At 60.0% G+C, this 17,458-nt stretch carries 14 protein-coding genes; 13 read left to right on the forward strand and 1 reads right to left on the reverse strand.

Annotated features, from left to right (window positions below; all coding sequences use genetic code 11):
• The first annotated feature begins 140 nt into the window (after positions 1 to 140).
• The 13 genes from H8S45_RS10450 to H8S45_RS10510 all read left to right on the forward strand — a co-directional run bounded on the left by H8S45_RS10450 (position 141) and on the right by H8S45_RS10510 (position 14,145).
• Positions 141 to 656 carry a YceD family protein gene (locus tag H8S45_RS10450; protein WP_054327282.1) on the forward strand — a complete coding sequence of 172 codons (516 nt, stop codon included), beginning with the start codon at positions 141 to 143 and terminating at the stop codon, positions 654 to 656.
• 45 nt (positions 657 to 701) lie between these two features.
• On the forward strand, positions 702 to 887 hold the full coding sequence (gene rpmF, locus H8S45_RS10455; RefSeq protein WP_054327283.1) for a 50S ribosomal protein L32: 186 nt from the start codon (positions 702 to 704) through the stop codon (positions 885 to 887).
• A gap of 167 nt (positions 888 to 1,054) precedes the next feature.
• Positions 1,055 to 2,359, forward strand: a complete 1,305-nt coding sequence (locus tag H8S45_RS10460) for a DUF512 domain-containing protein (RefSeq protein WP_054327284.1) — start codon at positions 1,055 to 1,057, stop codon at positions 2,357 to 2,359.
• A gap of 30 nt (positions 2,360 to 2,389) precedes the next feature.
• The gene (gene der, locus H8S45_RS10465; protein ID WP_147574145.1) at positions 2,390 to 3,715 is read left to right on the forward strand and encodes a ribosome biogenesis GTPase Der; all 1,326 of its coding nucleotides are present in this window, start codon (positions 2,390 to 2,392) and stop codon (positions 3,713 to 3,715) included.
• A 24-nt stretch (positions 3,716 to 3,739) separates the two neighbouring features.
• Positions 3,740 to 4,384 (forward strand): glycerol-3-phosphate 1-O-acyltransferase PlsY, encoded by a 645-nt coding sequence (gene plsY, locus H8S45_RS10470; protein ID WP_054327286.1) that lies wholly within the window; start codon positions 3,740 to 3,742, stop codon positions 4,382 to 4,384.
• The gene (locus H8S45_RS10475; protein WP_107631967.1) at positions 4,381 to 5,394 is read left to right on the forward strand and encodes an NAD(P)H-dependent glycerol-3-phosphate dehydrogenase; all 1,014 of its coding nucleotides are present in this window, start codon (positions 4,381 to 4,383) and stop codon (positions 5,392 to 5,394) included. Before plsY ends, H8S45_RS10475 begins: the two co-directional genes overlap by 4 nt.
• A gap of 142 nt (positions 5,395 to 5,536) precedes the next feature.
• Positions 5,537 to 6,022, forward strand: coding sequence for a DUF6376 family protein (locus tag H8S45_RS10480; protein ID WP_054327288.1), 486 nt, complete (start codon positions 5,537 to 5,539; stop codon positions 6,020 to 6,022).
• A gap of 118 nt (positions 6,023 to 6,140) precedes the next feature.
• Positions 6,141 to 7,064, forward strand: coding sequence for a UDP-N-acetylmuramate dehydrogenase (gene murB, locus H8S45_RS10485; RefSeq protein ID WP_107631968.1), 924 nt, complete (start codon positions 6,141 to 6,143; stop codon positions 7,062 to 7,064).
• 31 nt (positions 7,065 to 7,095) lie between these two features.
• A complete protein-coding gene (rapZ, locus tag H8S45_RS10490; protein ID WP_054327289.1) occupies positions 7,096 to 7,953 on the forward strand; it encodes an RNase adapter RapZ in 858 nt (285 codons plus the stop codon).
• Between the two features lie 22 nt (positions 7,954 to 7,975).
• Positions 7,976 to 8,869: a DNA-binding protein WhiA gene (gene whiA / locus H8S45_RS10495; protein WP_186950046.1), complete on the forward strand. Its 894-nt coding sequence runs from the start codon at positions 7,976 to 7,978 to the stop codon at positions 8,867 to 8,869.
• Entirely contained in the window at positions 8,870 to 12,385 is a 3,516-nt protein-coding gene (locus H8S45_RS10500) for a DNA polymerase III subunit alpha (RefSeq protein ID WP_054327291.1), read from the forward strand. It abuts the gene before it with no gap.
• A gap of 70 nt (positions 12,386 to 12,455) precedes the next feature.
• Positions 12,456 to 13,430 carry a 6-phosphofructokinase gene (pfkA, locus tag H8S45_RS10505; RefSeq protein WP_054327292.1) on the forward strand — a complete coding sequence of 325 codons (975 nt, stop codon included), beginning with the start codon at positions 12,456 to 12,458 and terminating at the stop codon, positions 13,428 to 13,430.
• Between the two features lies 1 nt (position 13,431).
• Positions 13,432 to 14,145 carry an SDR family NAD(P)-dependent oxidoreductase gene (locus tag H8S45_RS10510; protein WP_054327293.1) on the forward strand — a complete coding sequence of 238 codons (714 nt, stop codon included), beginning with the start codon at positions 13,432 to 13,434 and terminating at the stop codon, positions 14,143 to 14,145.
• Positions 14,146 to 14,201: 56 nt separating this feature from the next.
• On the opposite strand, the gene H8S45_RS10515 is transcribed toward H8S45_RS10510, so the two are convergent.
• The gene (locus tag H8S45_RS10515) at positions 14,202 to 17,204 is read right to left on the reverse strand and encodes a phosphodiester glycosidase family protein (protein ID WP_186950049.1); all 3,003 of its coding nucleotides are present in this window, start codon (positions 17,202 to 17,204) and stop codon (positions 14,202 to 14,204) included.
• Positions 17,205 to 17,458 lie beyond the last annotated feature (254 nt).

Consider the following 17,458-nt stretch of genomic DNA (forward strand, 5'->3'; position numbering starts at 1 on the left):
TTGTGTTATAAAAGGTTCCGTCCATCCGGACGGAACCTTTTATCATTAAAATGCGCCGATGCGCCGATGATAAAGTCGTTTTTTGCTTGACAAAGGGCAAAAGGGTGTAGTATACTATCTTAGTACCATGTGAGGTTGACATGAAGATTGATTTGCGAAAGCTGACCGGCTCGAATACCGTCAGCATCCCGTTTTCCGAAACGCTTGATTTGCGGGAGGAAACGCTGTATGGCGCGAAGCCGTTCCAAAGTCCGGTTCAGATCAGCGGGGAGGTTTCGAACGAGAGCGGTGTCCTGCGGCTGAAAGGGACGATCAAAACGATTTACTCCACCGCCTGTGCCCGCTGTCTAAAGCCGTTGGATATTCTGCTGACAGCCGAGACGGATATGATTTTGTCGGACGACCCTGAGACGGAGGAAGAGGACGATCTTTTCGTGCTGACCGGTGACAGCGTGGATCCTGCGGACGTATTGGTGCCGGCATTGATCCTGCAGGTACAGATGACATATCTGTGCAAGGAGGACTGCAAAGGCCTCTGTCCGCACTGCGGCGCCGACCGCAACGAGGTTGACTGCGACTGCGACAAAAAGCAGATCGATCCGCGTTTTGCCGCGCTGCGCGCCCTGCTCGACTCTGATGAGGACAAGAGCACATAAAACAGTCAAACAAATTGAGAAGATAGAGTAGGAGGTGTATCCACCATGGCAGTACCGAAGAGAAAGGTTTCGAAAGCCCGTCGCGACAAGCGCCGCAACTCCCATTGGAAGCTCTCTTTGCCCGGCATGTCCAAATGCCCGAAGTGCGGCGAGATGAAGCTGGCTCACAGAATGTGCAAGGCTTGCGGCTATTACAACGGCCGTGAGGTTGTCGCCGTTAAGGAAGCGTAAGGCTGAAAACAGAACAAAGGATGGAGAAGGCGGCAACGGCTTCTCCATTTTTTTCGCCCCCGATCGGATCCATGGTTTCGGTCGGGCGTGATGGCGGGTGCGGCCGGATGCGTCCCAGGGGGGAAACGTTCCGGCAAGCGTGAAAAATGCAGAAAGGAGGGCGCTGGATGGCGTCAAAAATTGTCAGTGTGGATGCGGGCAGTCCGGCGGCGCGCGCGGGACTGCGGGCGGGGGAGACTCTGCTGCAGATCGATGGGACAGCGATCCGTGATGTGCTGGATTACAAATTTTACAGCTACGACGCGCGGCTGACGCTCCGCGTGCTGGAAGCGGATGGGGAAAGCGTCCGCGAGGTGCGTGTGCGCAAGCGCGAGGGCGAGCCGCTCGGCCTGAATTTCGAGCATTATCTGATGGACGGGATGAAGCAGTGTTCGAACAAGTGCGTGTTTTGCTTTATCGACCAGCTGCCCCGTGGGATGCGCAAGACGCTCTATGTAAAGGACGACGACGCGCGCATGTCCTTCCTGATGGGGAATTATATCTCCATGACCAACTTGTCGGACGCGGATGTGGACCGTATCCTGCGGATGCATATTTCGCCGGTCAATATCTCGGTGCAGACCACCAATCCGGAGCTGCGCGTCAAAATGCTGCAGAACCGCCGCGCGGGCGAAGCACTTCGGATCATGAAGCGCTTCGCGGAGGGCGGCATCACGATGAATTGCCAGCTCGTCGTGTGCAAGGGGCTGAACGACGGGGAGGAGCTGCGCCGCTCGCTGAACGATCTGAAGAAGCTCTATCCCGCGGTGAATACAATCTCGGTCGTGCCGTTCGGTATGACACGCCACCGCGAGGGGCTGTATCCACTGGAGGCGACGGATAAGCCCTGCGCGGAAGCGATTCTGGATATCGTCGAGCCGTTCGCGCAGGAATGCTTGCGCGAGCTCGGCACGCGCCTGGTCTGGTGCGGGGACGAGCTGTACCTCAAGGCGGAGCGCCCGTTGCCGAATACGGTGTATTACGAGGAGTTTACCCAGTTTGAAAACGGCATCGGCATGCTGCCGTTGTTCATGGAGGAGTTCCGGCTGGCGCTGCCGGATTACGAGGGGCGCGCGGCGCGGCCGTTTACCATTGCGACCGGCACGGCCGCCGCGCCTTCTCTGGCGGTCCTGCTTGACGAGGCGGCCGCAAAATGCGATAATTTAAGCGGCAGAGTCGTGGCGATTCGCAACGATTTCTTTGGGCCGCTGGTCTCGGTTGCCGGACTGATTACCGGCCAGGATCTGATCGCCCAGTTGAAAGGGCGGGACTTGGGCGAGCGCGTGCTGATCTCCGCCAATATGCTGCGGGATGGGGGAGACGTGTTCCTGGATGATTGCACGCCGGAACAGGTGTCGGACGCGATCGGCGTACCCATCGTTCCGGTCGAGATCGACGGCGCGGACCTGCTCGCCAAAATTTTTGAAGATTAGCCCCCGAAAAGCAAAGAGGAGGGAAAGGATATGCCAAAGCCGATTATGGCGATTGTCGGCCGGCCGAACGTCGGTAAATCACAGCTGTTTAACCGCTTGGCGGGCAAGCGCCTGTCCATTGTGGAGGATACGCCGGGCGTAACACGCGACCGGCTATATGCGGAAAGCGACTGGCGCGGACGTGATTTTACCATCATCGACACCGGCGGCATCGAACCGTCAAACGACAACGAAATTTTGCAGTTCATGCGCTTTCAGGCGGAAACTGCGATCTCCCATGCGGATGTGATCGTGTTCATCACCGACCTGCGCACCGGCGTGACCGCGGCGGATCAGGATGTGGCGGCGATGCTGTTGCGTTCGGGCAAGCCGATCGTGCTGGCGGTCAATAAATGCGATAAGCCGGGCGACCCGCCGGCGGAGTTTTATGAGTTTTATAACCTCGGCCTGGGAGAGCCTTACGGCATCTCCGCACTGCACGGTTATGGCGTGGGCGAGCTGCTGGACGCGGCTTACGAGCATTTCCCGCCCGAGGAGGAGGGCGAGGAAGCGTCGGACCGCATCCGCGTCGCGCTGATCGGTAAGCCGAACGTGGGCAAGTCCAGCCTGCTCAACCGCGTGCTGGGCGAGGAGCGCGTGATCGTTTCCAATGTGGCGGGTACGACGCGTGACAGCGTGGACGCCGATCTGGACAACGCGCACGGCAGGTTCACCTTTATCGACACGGCGGGCATCCGCAAAAAAAGCAGGGTGGACGAGAAGATTGAGAAATATTCGGTTATGCGCTCCCTGCTCGCGGTCGAGCGCGCGGATGTGTGCGTCATTATGATCGACGCGACCGAGGGCGTGACCGAGCAGGACACCAAGGTCGCGGGCGAGGCGCATAATGCCGGAAAGGCCTGCATCATTGTGGTCAACAAGTGGGACCTGGTGGAAAAGGACGGCTCCACGATGAAGGAATACACGCTGCGCGTGCGCGAGGGGCTGGCATACATGCCCTATGCGCCGGTGCTGTTCATTTCCGCGCAGACTGGACAGCGCGTGGATAAGCTGTTCGCCCTGATCAAAGCGGTACACGAGCAGAACCATATGCGCATCCCGACCGGCCGCCTGAATTCCATCCTGGCCGAGGCGACCGCGCGCGTGCAGCCGCCGACTGACAAGGGGCGCCGCCTGCGTATCTTCTATATGACGCAGGCATCCACCTGTCCGCCGACGTTCGTCTGCTTCTGCAACGATGCTCGCCTGTTCCACTTCTCCTACCAGCGGTATCTGGAAAATCAGATCCGCGAGGTGTTCGGACTGACAGGCACGCCCGTGCGCATGGTGATCCGTGAGCGCGGGGACAAGGATTAAATTAATTTCTTGGGGGACGACAACATGACATTGACGCAATTTGCCATCATCGCGGTGTGCGGCTACCTGCTGGGTTCGCTGAGCTTTGCAATCATCGTCAGCAAGGTAACGCTCGGCAAGGATATCCGCAACTATGGCAGCGGCAACGCCGGACTGACCAACGCCTACCGCACAATGGGGGCGGGCAAAACGCTGTTCGTGTTGCTGGGGGACATTGCAAAGGGCGCGGCAGCAATCTCGATCGGCGCGCTTCTGGTTGGACCGGTCGGCAAGCTGGTGGCCGGTATTTTCGTGATACTGGGGCATATGTTTCCTGTGTACTTTGGCTTCCGCGGGGGAAAGGGCGTGCTGGTCGGCGCGGTCATGTTGCTCCTGTTCGACTGGCGCATTTTCCTGATCGCGTTCGTGCTGTTTTTCCTGGCGGTTGCGGTGACGCGCTGGATCTCGCTTGGCTCGATTCTGGGCGCGGTCAGCTTCCCCATTACGACCCTGCTGTTCTACCGCGATTCGGTTTTGACCGCGATGGCATTCGGTATGGCGGTGGCGGTCATCTTCATGCACCGGAGCAATATCATGCGTATGCTGCACGGGGAAGAGAACAGGTTTTCCTTCAAAAGTAAAAAGACCATTGAGAAAATAGCTTCCGATGGAGAGGAGAGCGGAAAATGAAGGTTTTTGTATTGGGTACCGGCGGCTGGGGCATTGCGCTGGCTATGCTGCTGCACCATAACGGCCATGCGGTGACCTCCTGGACCTTTTTTCAGGAGGAATGCGACCTGCTGCATCGCGAGCGGGCAAACGAAAAGCTGCTGCCAGGGGTGAGGATTCCAGAGGGGATCACGGTCACGACTGATATGTCGGGCGCGGCGGAAGCGGACCTGGTGGTGATGGCCGTCCCGTCCTTTGCCGTGGCTTCGACCGCGGAGCAGCTCTCCCGCATCGTTCCAGCGGGTACGGTGATCGTCAATGTGGGCAAGGGGCTGGATTCCCAGCACGGCTACTGCCGCTTCTCGGAAACGATCGACCGTGCGATGGGCGGCCGCAACCCCGTGGTAGCGCTGACCGGCCCGACCCACGCGGAGGAGGTGGCCCGTGGGGTGCCGACCGCGATTGTTGCCGCATCAGCGAGCAGGGCGGCGGCTGAGCTGACGCAGGCTGCGTTTATGAACGATACCTTTTTCCGTGTGTACACCTCGTCCGACCTGGTCGGCTGCGAGCTGGGCGGCGCGTTCAAAAACATTATCGCTCTTGGCGCGGGTATTTCGGATGGCTTGGGCTTGGGGGATAACTCCAAAGCCGCGTTTATGACGCGCGGCCTGACCGAGATCGCCCGTTTGGGGGTTACGCTCGGCGCCAAGCAGGAGACCTTCGCGGGGCTGTCCGGCGTGGGGGACCTGATCGTTACCTGCTGCTCGATGCATTCGCGCAACCGCCGCGCGGGTATCCTGATTGGGCAGGGCAAGACCGCACAGGAGGCAATGCAGGAGGTCGGCGCGACCGTGGAGGGCTATTACGCGACCGAAGCCGGCTACCGCCTGGCCCAGCAGCAGGGGGTGTCCATGCCGATCACCGAGGCAATGTATGAGGTGCTGTATAACGGCCTGTCCGCTAAGGAAGCCATACGCATGCTCCTGGGGCGCCCACGGCGCGGGGAGCATGAGGAAGTCTGGTTCCACTAAAAATTAATAGGTAGAATAAACAATAAGAAAAGTATTTCCTGTTGCATTTTTTGCCACAAAAATTCTTTACTTTTTCACGCTCTTTTTGTATAATGATACCATAGCTTATGCTAAAATTTGTAAGGTCATAAGGAGAAAGAGTATGAAAAAGAACATGACGAAGCGTTTGCTGGCCGCGCTGCTGGCGGCGGTAATGGCGTTATCGCTGGCTGCGTGCAGCGGCGGGGACAACGCCGGCAGCGGGGATCAGGCGGCGTCGGCCGCGCTGACCGAGGAGGAATACCAGCAGGCGGTAGAGGATCTGGGCGCGGAGATGACCGAGATCCAGAACAATGCCAGCACCGCAATGACCGATCCGGAGTCTGCGAAAGAGGTTCTGGAGTCCATGAAGGCACCGCTTAACGACTTTATCGCAATCACCCCGCCGGAAGCCTATGCGGCGGGACACGAGAAGATGCAGTCCGGCTGCCAGTCGATGATCGATTTTATCGATACAGTCGTGGCAATGACGGAGGAAACCGACCAGACCAAGCTGACGGAGCTGGTATCCCAGATGGATGAGCAGCTGCGTACCGCTGTCAACGATATGGCGGAAGGCGCGAGCCTGCTGGATGAGGCGAGCAATTAACCGGCTGCCGGAAACCGTTCACCAAAAAGGCACCCCATAGGGGTGCCTTTCGTTTGCACTTTACCTTGCGGTTTGGTATAATATTATATATTGCTTTTGCTTTGCTTGGAGGAAAAGGATGGAGCACCGTATCAACATCAACGAATGCGCGGCGGCCCTTCGTAAAGCCGCGCCAGAGATAGATATTGCGATTAACGAACCCATGAGCCGCCACACTACCTTTGCGATCGGCGGACCGGCGGACCTGTTTGTCATGCCGAAAACCATTGCGGAACTGACGACCGCCCTTTCCGTGGTGCGCGAACATGAGCTGCCGCTGCTGGTGCTGGGGAACGGGTCGAATATGCTGGTTTCGGACGATGGCGTGCGCGGCACGGTCATCTGTACGATCGGGCTGGACGAGGTGCGCGTCGGCGAGGACTGTCGGGTCACTGCGGAAGCGGGCGCGCTGCTCAGCCGTGTGGCACGGCGCGCACAGCGCGCGGGGCTGACCGGAGCGGAGTTTTCCGCCGGCATCCCGGGCAGCTTGGGCGGCGCGGTATTTATGAACGCCGGCGCGTATGACGGACAGATGGCGGGCATTGTGGAAAAAACCGAGTATCTGGACGGAGTGGGCGCGCGGCATGTGCTGGAGGGGGAGGCGCACGGCTTCGGCTACCGGCGCAGCGCTTTCCGCGCCCATCCAGAATGGACGGTGTTGCGTTCAACGCTCCGGCTGCGGCCGGGTGACCCCACCGCGATCCAGCTCAAAATGGCCGACCTTGCGCAGCGGCGGCGGGATAAGCAGCCGCTTAACTATCCATCGGCGGGTTCGACATTCAAGCGGCCGGAAGGGTATTTTGCCGGACGGCTGATCGAGGACGCGGGGCTGAAAGGGGTTTCTGTCGGCGGGGCGCAGGTATCGGAAAAGCATGCGGGCTTTCTGATCAACCGCGGCGGTGCGAGCTGCGACGATATGCTGCGCCTAATCGAGCTGGTGCAGAGCCGCGTGCGGGAGGCATTCGGCGTGGAATTGGAATGCGAGGTCCGGATCATCCGGTAAGCATGGACGAATGGGCAAGGGGGATGAATCGATGTATTTTTTGATTGTTTCAGGTATGTCGGGCGCGGGCAAGAGCCGCGCGGTCGCCACGTTTGAGGACCTGGGGTATTATTGCGTGGATAACCTGCCCATCGCGCTCATCCCGCGCTTTGCCGAGATATGCCTTGCCGCGACTGAGCGTTACGAGCGCGTCGCGCTTGTGACCGATGTGCGCGCGGGCGGGGATTTCCAGCAGTTGTTCGATTCGCTGGACTCGATCAAGAGCATGGGCTGCGACTACCGGATCCTGTTTCTGAATACGGATACGCCGACGCTGATCCGGCGCTTTAAGGAAACCCGCCGTAAGCATCCCCTGATGGAGAAGGGTATTGGCATGACGGCTGCGATCGAGAAGGAGCGCAGCATGCTGGCCGCGCTACAGAGCCGCGCGGATTTTGTGGTCGATACGACTGGACTGTCCGCAGCGGGGCTGCGCGAGCGCCTGCTCGCGCTGTTCGCGGGGACGGATGGCGGCGGCGCGTTCGAGGTGATCGTGCAGTCGTTCGGCTTCAAATACGGCATCCCGCCCGAGTCCGATCTGGTGTTTGATGTGAGGTTCCTGCCCAACCCCTATTATGAGATGAGCCTGCGCGAGAAAAACGGTACCGATCCGGATGTGCGCGACTACGTGTTCCAGGGCGGCATGGCGGATGAGCTGATGCAACATTTGACCTCGACAATCGATTTTCTGCTGCCGCGGTATGTGGCGGAAGGAAAAGCGAACGTAATCATCAGCATCGGCTGTACTGGTGGGAAGCACCGCTCGGTCGCGATTGCGGAGGCGCTTTCCGAGCATCTGCGCGGTCGGGACTACGGCGTGGTCACCATGCACCGCGATTATCAGCGCTGATTGACAGATAAAGGAGCGGTCCATGTCCTTTTCAACCGAAGTAAAGGCCGAGCTGTGCCGCGTTTCCATGCAGCGTGCGTGCTGCACGCGGGCGGAAGCTTACGGCGTGTTGCTGCACGCGTCGGTATTTTCCCATAAAGAGATACGGCTGTCCACGGAAAACGTATTTGTGGCGCGCCGGCTGCAGGCGCTGCTGCAGCGTGCGTTTTCCGTGGACTGCGCGCCGCAGCGGGCGGGGCGCAAGCTACAGCATACTGTCGGGGAGCCAGCGCAGATCGCGCGGATCTTTGATGTGCTGGGATATGACCTGAAAAGCCACCTCGCCTACCATCTCAACCGGAACGTGCTGGAAAACGACTGCTGCGTCGCTGCTTTCCTGCGCGGCGCGTTCCTGATGGCGGGTACGGTGGCGGGGCCGGATAAAAAAAGCCATCTGGAGCTGAAAGCCGGCCGGCAGAGCCTTGCGGGGGAGGAGACAAGCCTGCTGCTCGATTTGGGGCTGTCGCCCAAGCAGGCGCGCCGCGGTAATTCCTGCCTCCTGTACTTTAAGGAGGGCGCGAGCGTGGAGGATTTCCTGACCCGCATCGGTGCGCCGCGCGCGGCGATGGAGCTGATGCAGGCCAAGGTGGAAAAGAATATCCGCAACACGATTAACCGGCAGGTTAATTGCGAGACTGCGAACCTGATGAAAGCGGCGGACGCTTCCGCGCGCCAGGTCGCCGCGATCCGCGCGGTGCTCGACCGGCGCGGGGAGGAAGCCTTTCCGGAAGTGCTGCGCGAAACCGTCCGCTTGCGGCTGGCTTATCCGACCGACAGCCTGGCCGAGCTTGCACAACGCTTCGACCCGCCGATCTCCAAGCCGGGGCTGAGCCACCGGCTGAAAAAAATAACGGAATTTGCGTCAAAGGAGGACTAAATGGTACCGTTTGCGCACCTGCATGTGCATAGTGAATACAGCCTGCTGGACGGCGCGTGCCGGATCGAGGGGCTGGTGGAGAGAGTGGCCGAGTTGGGGCAGACCTCATGCGCGCTGACCGATCACGGCGTGATGTATGGCGTGATTGATTTTTACCGCGCCTGTAAGGCCAAGGGCATCCATCCGGTGATTGGCTGCGAGGTATATCTGGCGCCGCATTCGCGTTTTGAGCGCAGCTATGTGAATGGTGAATGGCACAGCCATCTGATTTTGCTGTGCGAGAATATGACCGGCTACCGCAACCTCATCCATATGGTGTCGCTCGGCTTTTCCGAGGGCTTTTATATGAAGCCGCGCATCGATATGGACCTGCTCCGGCAGCACAGCGAGGGCCTGATCTGCCTGTCCGCGTGCTTGGCGGGCGTGATCCCGCGCGCGCTGGCCGAGGGCGATATGGACGGCGCCTATGAGCTGTGCGAACAGTTTTTGGATATTTTTGACCGCGACCATTTCTATCTCGAGGTGCAGGACCATGGCATCGAGGTGCAGAAAAAGGTAAACGAGGGGCTGTATCAGCTCGCAAAAGAGCTGGATATTGGTTTGGTCGCCACGAACGACGCGCACTATCTGACCAAACAGGACGCAAAAATACAGGACGTGCTCATGTCCATCCAGATGGGCAAGACGGTGGACGACCCCACCCGCATGAAGTTTGAGACGCAGGAGTTTTATATCAAGGACGCGGACGAGATGGCCGCACTGTTCCCAGAGCATCCGGAAGCGCTTGCGAACACCGTCAGGATCGCGGAGCGCTGCCAGGTCGAGTTTGAGTTTGGCAAGTACCATCTGCCGGAATTCGATGTGCCGAAGGGGTATGGCGCCCTGCAGTACCTGCAGAAGCTGTGCGACGAGGGCTTTGCTAAACGTTATCCGGATGACGACGGCACGGTGCGCGCCCGCCTGCAGTATGAGATCGATATGATCGCGCAGATGGGCTTTGTGGATTATTTCCTGATCGTTTCCGACTTCATCGGCTATGCCAAGAGCAACGGTATCCCCGTCGGGCCGGGGCGAGGCTCGGCGGCGGGCTCGATCGTTTCCTACTGCCTGGGCATCACCGACCTGGACCCTATCCACTATTCTCTGTATTTTGAACGCTTCCTCAATCCGGAGCGCGTTTCCATGCCGGATATAGACGTGGATTTCTGTTATGTGCGTCGGCCGGAGGTGATTGAGTACGTCACCGAAAAGTACGGCAAGGACCGCGTAGCGCAAATCGTCACGTTCGGCACCATGGCTGCGCGCGGCGCGATCCGCGATGTGGGACGCGCGCTGTCAATCCCGTATAACGAGGTGGACGCGGTTGCCAAGCAGGTGCCAAACGAGCTGCACATCACGATCAACAAGGCGCTGGCGGTTAATCCAGAGCTGAAAAAGATGTATGACGAAAAGCCGCAGGTACGCGAGTTGATCGATACCGCCCGCGCGCTCGAGGGAATGCCGCGGCACGCTTCGACCCACGCGGCGGGCGTGGTCATTACCAAGGATCCGGTGGATACCTATGTGCCGCTTGCGCGCAACGATGAGCAGATGGTCACCCAGTTCACCATGACCACGCTCGAGGAACTGGGGCTGCTCAAAATGGACTTCCTCGGCCTGCGTAACCTGACGGTGATCGCGGACGCAGAAAAGATGATCCGCCGCCATGTGCCGGATTTTAACATCGAAACCGTGGATATGAACGACAAGGCCACTTATGAGATGCTCGGCCGCGGCTCAACGATGGGAGTGTTCCAGCTGGAAAGCGCGGGTATCACCAACGTCGTCACCGGCCTGCGCCCCGCGTCCATCGAGGATATCACCGCGGTTGTGGCGCTGTACCGGCCGGGGCCGATGCAGTCCATCCCGCGCTATATCGAATGCCGCCACCATCCGGAAAAGGTGACCTATAAGCACCCGCTGCTCGAACCGATCCTGAAAGTCACCTATGGCTGCATGATCTATCAGGAGCAGGTCATGCAGGTGTTTCAGAGCCTGGCGGGTTACTCGCTCGGCAAGGCGGACATGGTGCGCCGCGCGATGAGCAAAAAGAAGATGAAGGAGCTTGAGAAAGAGCGCGTCAATTTCATCCACGGCAATGAGACGCTTGGCATCGACGGCGCGGTCAAACGCGGCGTGCCGGAGCACATTGCGGCAGGCCTGTTCGACGAGATCATGGACTTTGCCAACTATGCGTTCAACAAGGCCCATGCGGTGTGCTATGCGGTTGTTTCCTTCCGCACGGCCTATCTCAAGTGCCATTATCCGCGCGAATATATGGCAGCGCTGCTCACCTCCGTGCTGGACTGGTCGGACAAGATTTCCGAGTATATCCAGGCCGCGCGTGAAATGGGGATTCGGGTGTTGCCGCCGGATGTGAACGAGTCGTTCGATGGGTTTTCGGTTTCCGGACGGGACATCCGCTTCGGCCTTGCTGCGGTCAAGGGCGTCGGCCGGTCGTTCATGAAGCAGCTTGTGGAGGAGCGCGAGACAGGAGGGCTGTTTTCGTCGTTCCAGGATTTTTGCGAGCGCATGTACGATCGGGAACTGAACCGGCGTGCACTCGAAAGCCTGATCAAAGCCGGCTCATTCGATTCCATGGGATACCGGCGGAGCCAGCTGCTGCAGATTGTGGGCGCGGTGGTGGATGCGATCGCGCAGAGCCGCAAGAAAAACATTGAGGGGCAAATGGACCTGTTCGGCATGGGAAATGACGAGGTGCAGGATACGCAGATCGCCCTGCCCGATATCCCCGAGGCGGGCAAGCGGGAGCTTCTGGCAATGGAGAAAGAAACGACCGGCCTGTACCTGTCCGGTCATCCGATGGACGAGTATCGGGAGCTGGCGAAAAAAGCAGACGCGGCCTCCATCCGGAAGATCATCGACGATCTTTCGGGGGAAAGCACCCAGCCCGCCTATAAGGATGGAATGACTGTGCGGCTGGCGTGCGTTATCACCTCTGTGCGGCTCAAATCCACCAAAAACGGCTCGATGATGGCATATGTGACGGTGGAGGATGAGTCCGCGTCGATTGAGCTGATCGTGTTCCCGCGCTCGCTGCAGCAGTGCGGCGCCTATTTGACCGAGGACAGCGCGGTACTGCTTACCGGTAAGATCGACGCGCGCGAGGATGAAGCGCCCAAGGTGCTGCTGAACGAAGCGCAGCCGCTGACCGAAAGCGCAGTGAACAGCATGCTCGCACAGCAGAACCCGCAGCGGTCGGTATATACCGACCAGCAGGCGGCGCGGCTTGCGCCGCAGAAGCTGTTCCTGCGCATTGACAGCATGGGCAGCGACGAATGGCCGCAGATCAAGGCCATACTACTGGCGCAGCCAGGCGATACGCCGGTTTATCTCTATCCTACGGACACTAGGAAAAAAACGCTGGCCAAGCGGGAATACTGGTGCCAGCCGGATGTGCCGCTTTTGGAAAAATTACGCTTCCTCTTGGGCGAGGAAGATGTTATAATGCAGTAGGGAACCGGACAAGGCTCCGCCATGTAAGGCAAATATTATTTTGAGAAGCAACCGATACAGGAGGCTCATTATGGACAAACAGATTCGCAGAATTGGCGTGCTCACCAGCGGCGGCGACGCGCCGGGCATGAACGCATTGATCCGTGCGGTCGTCCGCACCGCTTCGGCGCACGATATCTCCGTGCTTGGCATCCGCCGCGGCTACAGCGGCCTGATTAACGGCGATATCATCGAGATGGCGGCGCGCAGCGTGGACGGGATCATCCGCAAGGGCGGCACGATGCTGTATACCGCCCGCTGCAAGGAGATGCTGACCGACGAAGGGCTGCAGAAGGCGGCGGATACCTGCCGTTATCTGGGGATCGACGGACTGATCTGCTGCGGCGGCGACGGTACGTTCCGCGGGGCGCAGGCGCTGTCCCGCAAGGGCGTACCCTGCATCGGCGTGCCGGGTACGATCGATAATGATATCGTGTGTACTGATTACACGATCGGCTTTGACACGGCCTGCAATACTGCGATTGAATGTATCGATAAGCTGCGCGACACCATGCAGTCGCATGAGCGCTGCTCGGTCGTTGAGGTCATGGGGCGCCGGGCGGGTCATTTGGCGCTGCACGTTGGCTGCGCGGTCGGCGCTACCGCGATCTGCCTGCCGGAGCGCGAGCTGAACTTTGATGTTGATATCATCGAGAAGATGCGCGTCGGGCGCATCAAGGGCCGCAACCACCATATTATTATTGTGGCGGAGGGCTATGGCGCCGCGCAGGATGTTGCCGACCGGATTCATGAGGCGACCGGCATCGATACGCGTGTGACCATCCTTGGCCACATCCAGCGCGGCGGTTCCCCGTCCGCGCGTGACCGCGTGATGGCGACCCGCATGGGCTATGAGGCGGTGATGGCGCTGGAGGCGGGCAAGACCAACCGCGTGATCGTGTTCGATGATAACCGCGTCACCGACTTGGACATCGAGGAAGGGCTTGCGCGCCAGAAGGACCTGGAGCAGGATCTGTTTGTGGCGCAGCAGACGGTAGCGATCTGACATGCCGCAGACAGTCTTGATTACCGGCGGTTCACGTGGTATTGGCGCCGCGTGTGTGCAGGTATTTGCCGATGCGGGCTGGAATGTGGCCTTCACCTACCGCGCCAGCCGCGCAGCCGCGGGCGCGCTGGCGGAAAAGTCCGGTGCGCTGGCGCTTTGTGCCGACCTGACGGATGAGCGTGCGGTCGGACGTGCGGCGGGGGAGGCGGTAAGCTATTTTGGCGGATTGGATGCGGTGGTGTGCAACGCAGGCGTGGCGGAGCAGAAGCTGTTTCAGGACATTACGGAGCAGGAATGGCAGCATATGCTGGATGTCAACCTGCTGGGCGCGGTGCGGACCATCCGTTCCGCGCTGCCGGGCATGCTACACAGAAAGCAGGGCAGTATTGTGACCGTGTCCTCCGTCTGGGGGCAGGCTGGTGCGTCCTGCGAGAGCCACTATGCGGCGAGCAAGGCGGCGCTGATCGGTCTAACCAGATCGCTCGCGCTGGAACTGGGGCCTTCTGGCATTCGGGTCAATTGTGTCGCGCCCGGTGTGATCGATACGGATATGAATGCGGTGCACAGCGCGGAAACCATGCGCGAGCTGGCGGAGCAAACACCGCTGGGGCGCATTGGCACCGCGCGCGAGGTCGCGGAAAGCATCCTGTACCTCTGCTCGGACAAAGCTGCCTTTGTCACCGGACAGGTGCTCGGTGTGACTGGCGGCTTCTGAAAGTATAACAAAAACCCCCTCTGTCATTCGGCAGAGGGGGTTTTTGTTATTCATTTTTAGAACAGCGCGAGAATTTTGGCGATCTCGCCGCGGGTAATCTTGCCCAGAGGTTGCAACGTATTGTCGCTATAGCCGCCGATGATGCCGGCAGCAACGCAGGTTCTGACCTGATCGACCGCCCAGGAGGGGACGGAGGACGCATCCTTATAGGAAAGACTTGCCGCCGCATAGCCGCGCGGCAGGCAGCGTCCGATCACGGTCATGACCTCGGCGCGTGTCATATCCGCGTCCGGAGAGAAATACAGCTTGCCGTTCCGTGTCTCGCCGTTCATGATGCCCGCATGCGAAACAGCGTAGACCGCGCCGCGCGCCCAATCCGGTATGGAGGCATCGTCGGCAAAGTCGAGCGCGCCGGTATACGAGGTGTCCAGACCGAGCAGGCGCGCCATCGTGACCGCAAATTCCTTGCGCGTCAGATTCCGCTCCGGACGAAAATAGGTTTTCCCGTCGCTGCCGGTTTCGCCCTTCATTATGCCGTTGGTATTCAGCAGGGAAGCGTAGCCGCGCGCCCAGTGGGAAGCGGTATCGGCAAACGCGTTGCTGGCGCTGCCTGCTGTGACGGTTGCGGAAGCACGGGTGCGGTTGCCTGCGTCGTCCGATACGTCGATCGTGACGCAATGCGTACCCGCAGACAGCGCGCCGGTTGTGACGGTCAGGGTGGCGCCGCTCATTTTAGCCGCGCCGTCAACCGCTTTCCCATCCACCTTGACTGTAATGTTGGAAGAACGGGCGGGATATTTGCCATTCTCCATCGTAGCGGTACCGCTGATCGTGGCCGCCGCGCCGGCGTCCACGGTCAGGGCGGTGCTGTTCAGCTTGACCGAGGGGGCGTCCGTATTGGTAACCGCGTGGTCGGCGGAAACGACGACCTGGTCTAGGTAGAGCGCGGAACCCGCAGCCCCGCTGCCGCTGCGTTCAAAGCGGATGCCGGTCAGCTTGGACGCGCCCTCCGGAACGGCGGCGGTAAGCTGCTTCCATGAGGCCGTGGTGGCCGCGGACAGGGCTGTGGTCAGCTCATTGCCCTCGGCGTCAGCAAAGACCGCGGTAAGCGTACCCTGCGTCCCCTCGCCGCGCGCCCACAGCGTCAGGTGCTTCCGGCCGGAAACATCGGCCTGCGGGAGCGAGATCGTCGCGGCCGCGACCTTGGTACCGTCATAGGCGGCCTTGAGCGAGCCTTCGCCGCGCGCGACCGCTGTATATCCGGTCACGCGGGTAAGCGTCATGCCCTCGGTGGCCGTGCAGCCGTCCGTGCCGGCCTCAAAATCTGCAACGGTTTCCGCGTCCTGCGGGTCGCCCATGCCGACATTCACCGTTATGGATTTGCTGGTCGCTCCATACGAACAGGTGAGCGTGCCGCTTGCCATGCTGTCGCCCGCGGTGAACACGCCTTTTTCGTCGATCGAGCCGATGCCGCTGGAAACGCTCCAGCTAAAAGCAGTGTCGATCGAGGCCATCTTCTGGCCAAGGTGGTAGGCGATCCCGTCCACATCGACGCTCTGGCCGGGCTTGACCGAGATTGAGCTGATGTCCTTGCCAGCGCTCTGCAGGCCAATCGAATTGACGTCGCCCGTGATGCAGATATCCATTGAGCCTTCGACCGAACCGTTGGAAGCGGTAATGGTGGCGGTGCCGGTTGCTGTACCGGCAGTGAATGTCTGGTTTTCGACCGTACCCAGATCACCGGATACGGTGTAACTCATGCCGGAGGGGTCCGGCGCAGGGCCGTAGGATGCGTCCGCGCCCTTGACCGAGAACCAGGTGGAAGCACCCGGCAGCACATAGCGGTAGCTTGGCGTGAGGAACGCATAGGCAGTGACGTTGTCAGATGTGACATGGTTGATAAAGAAAATATAGTTGGCGCAGGCGCGCTGGGAACCGTCCGAGGGGCTGGTAATCAGGGAAGCGGTGGATTCGCCGGGCCTGCGCAGCGCCATGGCGGAGGAGCCGCCGCCGTCCAGACAGATGGCGCGGACACAGCCCAGCGATACCAGCTCTTCCCCAAGTTGGGCGGCGGTCAGTCCCACGCTGTGCGAGGACTGGTTCCCGTCAACCTCGTATAGCACGACCGTACCGTCCGACCGGACGCCGATCGCGCTGCGTGCGCGGTTGGAAGAGCCTCCATCTATCCCCGAGGTGGTGACAGAGCCGTTATCGATCAGCAGCTTGCCGCCGACCGCGTAATCCACATCCGCCCAGTTGGCGTCGTTCGCCGTGACCTTGAGCGTGACTTCCTCGCCGACAGGGAAGTCCACCCAGGAGGGGACGTTCGCACCGTCCGACTTGGTCAGCACCATCTGGTCGTCCGTGATGGTGAGCGGGCTGTTGCCCGTTCCCTTGTTGATGACTTTCATTTTGACCGTGCCGTTTACCGTGACCGGCGTATCATCCACGCGCTCGAGGATGATGTTGGTGCCGTTGGCGGTAAAGTGGGTCGAATCGTCATAGTTGCGGTCGAGCAGGTATGCGCCTGCGGTGGTACGGGTTTTATTGAAATAGGACACAGAAACCGTGCCGCTTGCGCCGGAAACCGTCATACTCATGGTCGGACGGCCCATCACGGCCGAGCCGTCCGCCTTGAAGCCGACCGCATACTGCCATGCGTCGGATGAGATCAGCTCGCCCTCGTCGATCACCAGCCCGATCGGGACGCCGCTGGACATGACGAAAAAGTCGGCGTTCGTGCCGCCAATGACCGATTTCCCTTGGCTCTCCAGATATTTGACCGCGTTTGTGATCGTGGCGCTGCTGCCGTAAAGCTGCTCGTCCGCATACACCATGATCGGCGAGACGCCTGTGTTCGGCCGGTATGTCAGGATATTTGCACGCTGCACGCCGGCGCTGTTTTTGCCCTCCGAGCGGGTATAGGTCAAGCCTTCTCCCACCGGATAGGAATAGGTGAAGCCGTTGCTGAATGCGGCGCCGGCCGCAGATGTAAAGAGCTGTACTGCGGCAAGGGAAGCCGCCAGCAGGCGGCTGGATACTTTTGCGAAGTGTTTCATGGTCCTCCTCATTTTCTCAGGATAGTGGAAGCCTTGCTGCCGCGCCGCGCCCCCACTTCGCACGCAGCGCCGTCCCGCGCGCCTCTATCCCGCGCGCGGGGCAATGACATTGGTTTTCAGCGGTGCAGCCGCCGAAAACCATAAAAACCCGCGGCATATACGTGGGTTTTTATACCAATACGGAGAAAAGCTTCGTTTCCGGAACTTTTCGAAGCGCGGGACGCATCCGCGCCCGGCACGGTGCGTCCGTTCGA

The sequence above is a fragment of the Agathobaculum faecis genome (genome assembly GCF_014287995.1).
GTDB lineage: Bacteria > Bacillota > Clostridia > Oscillospirales > Butyricicoccaceae > Agathobaculum > Agathobaculum ammoniilyticum.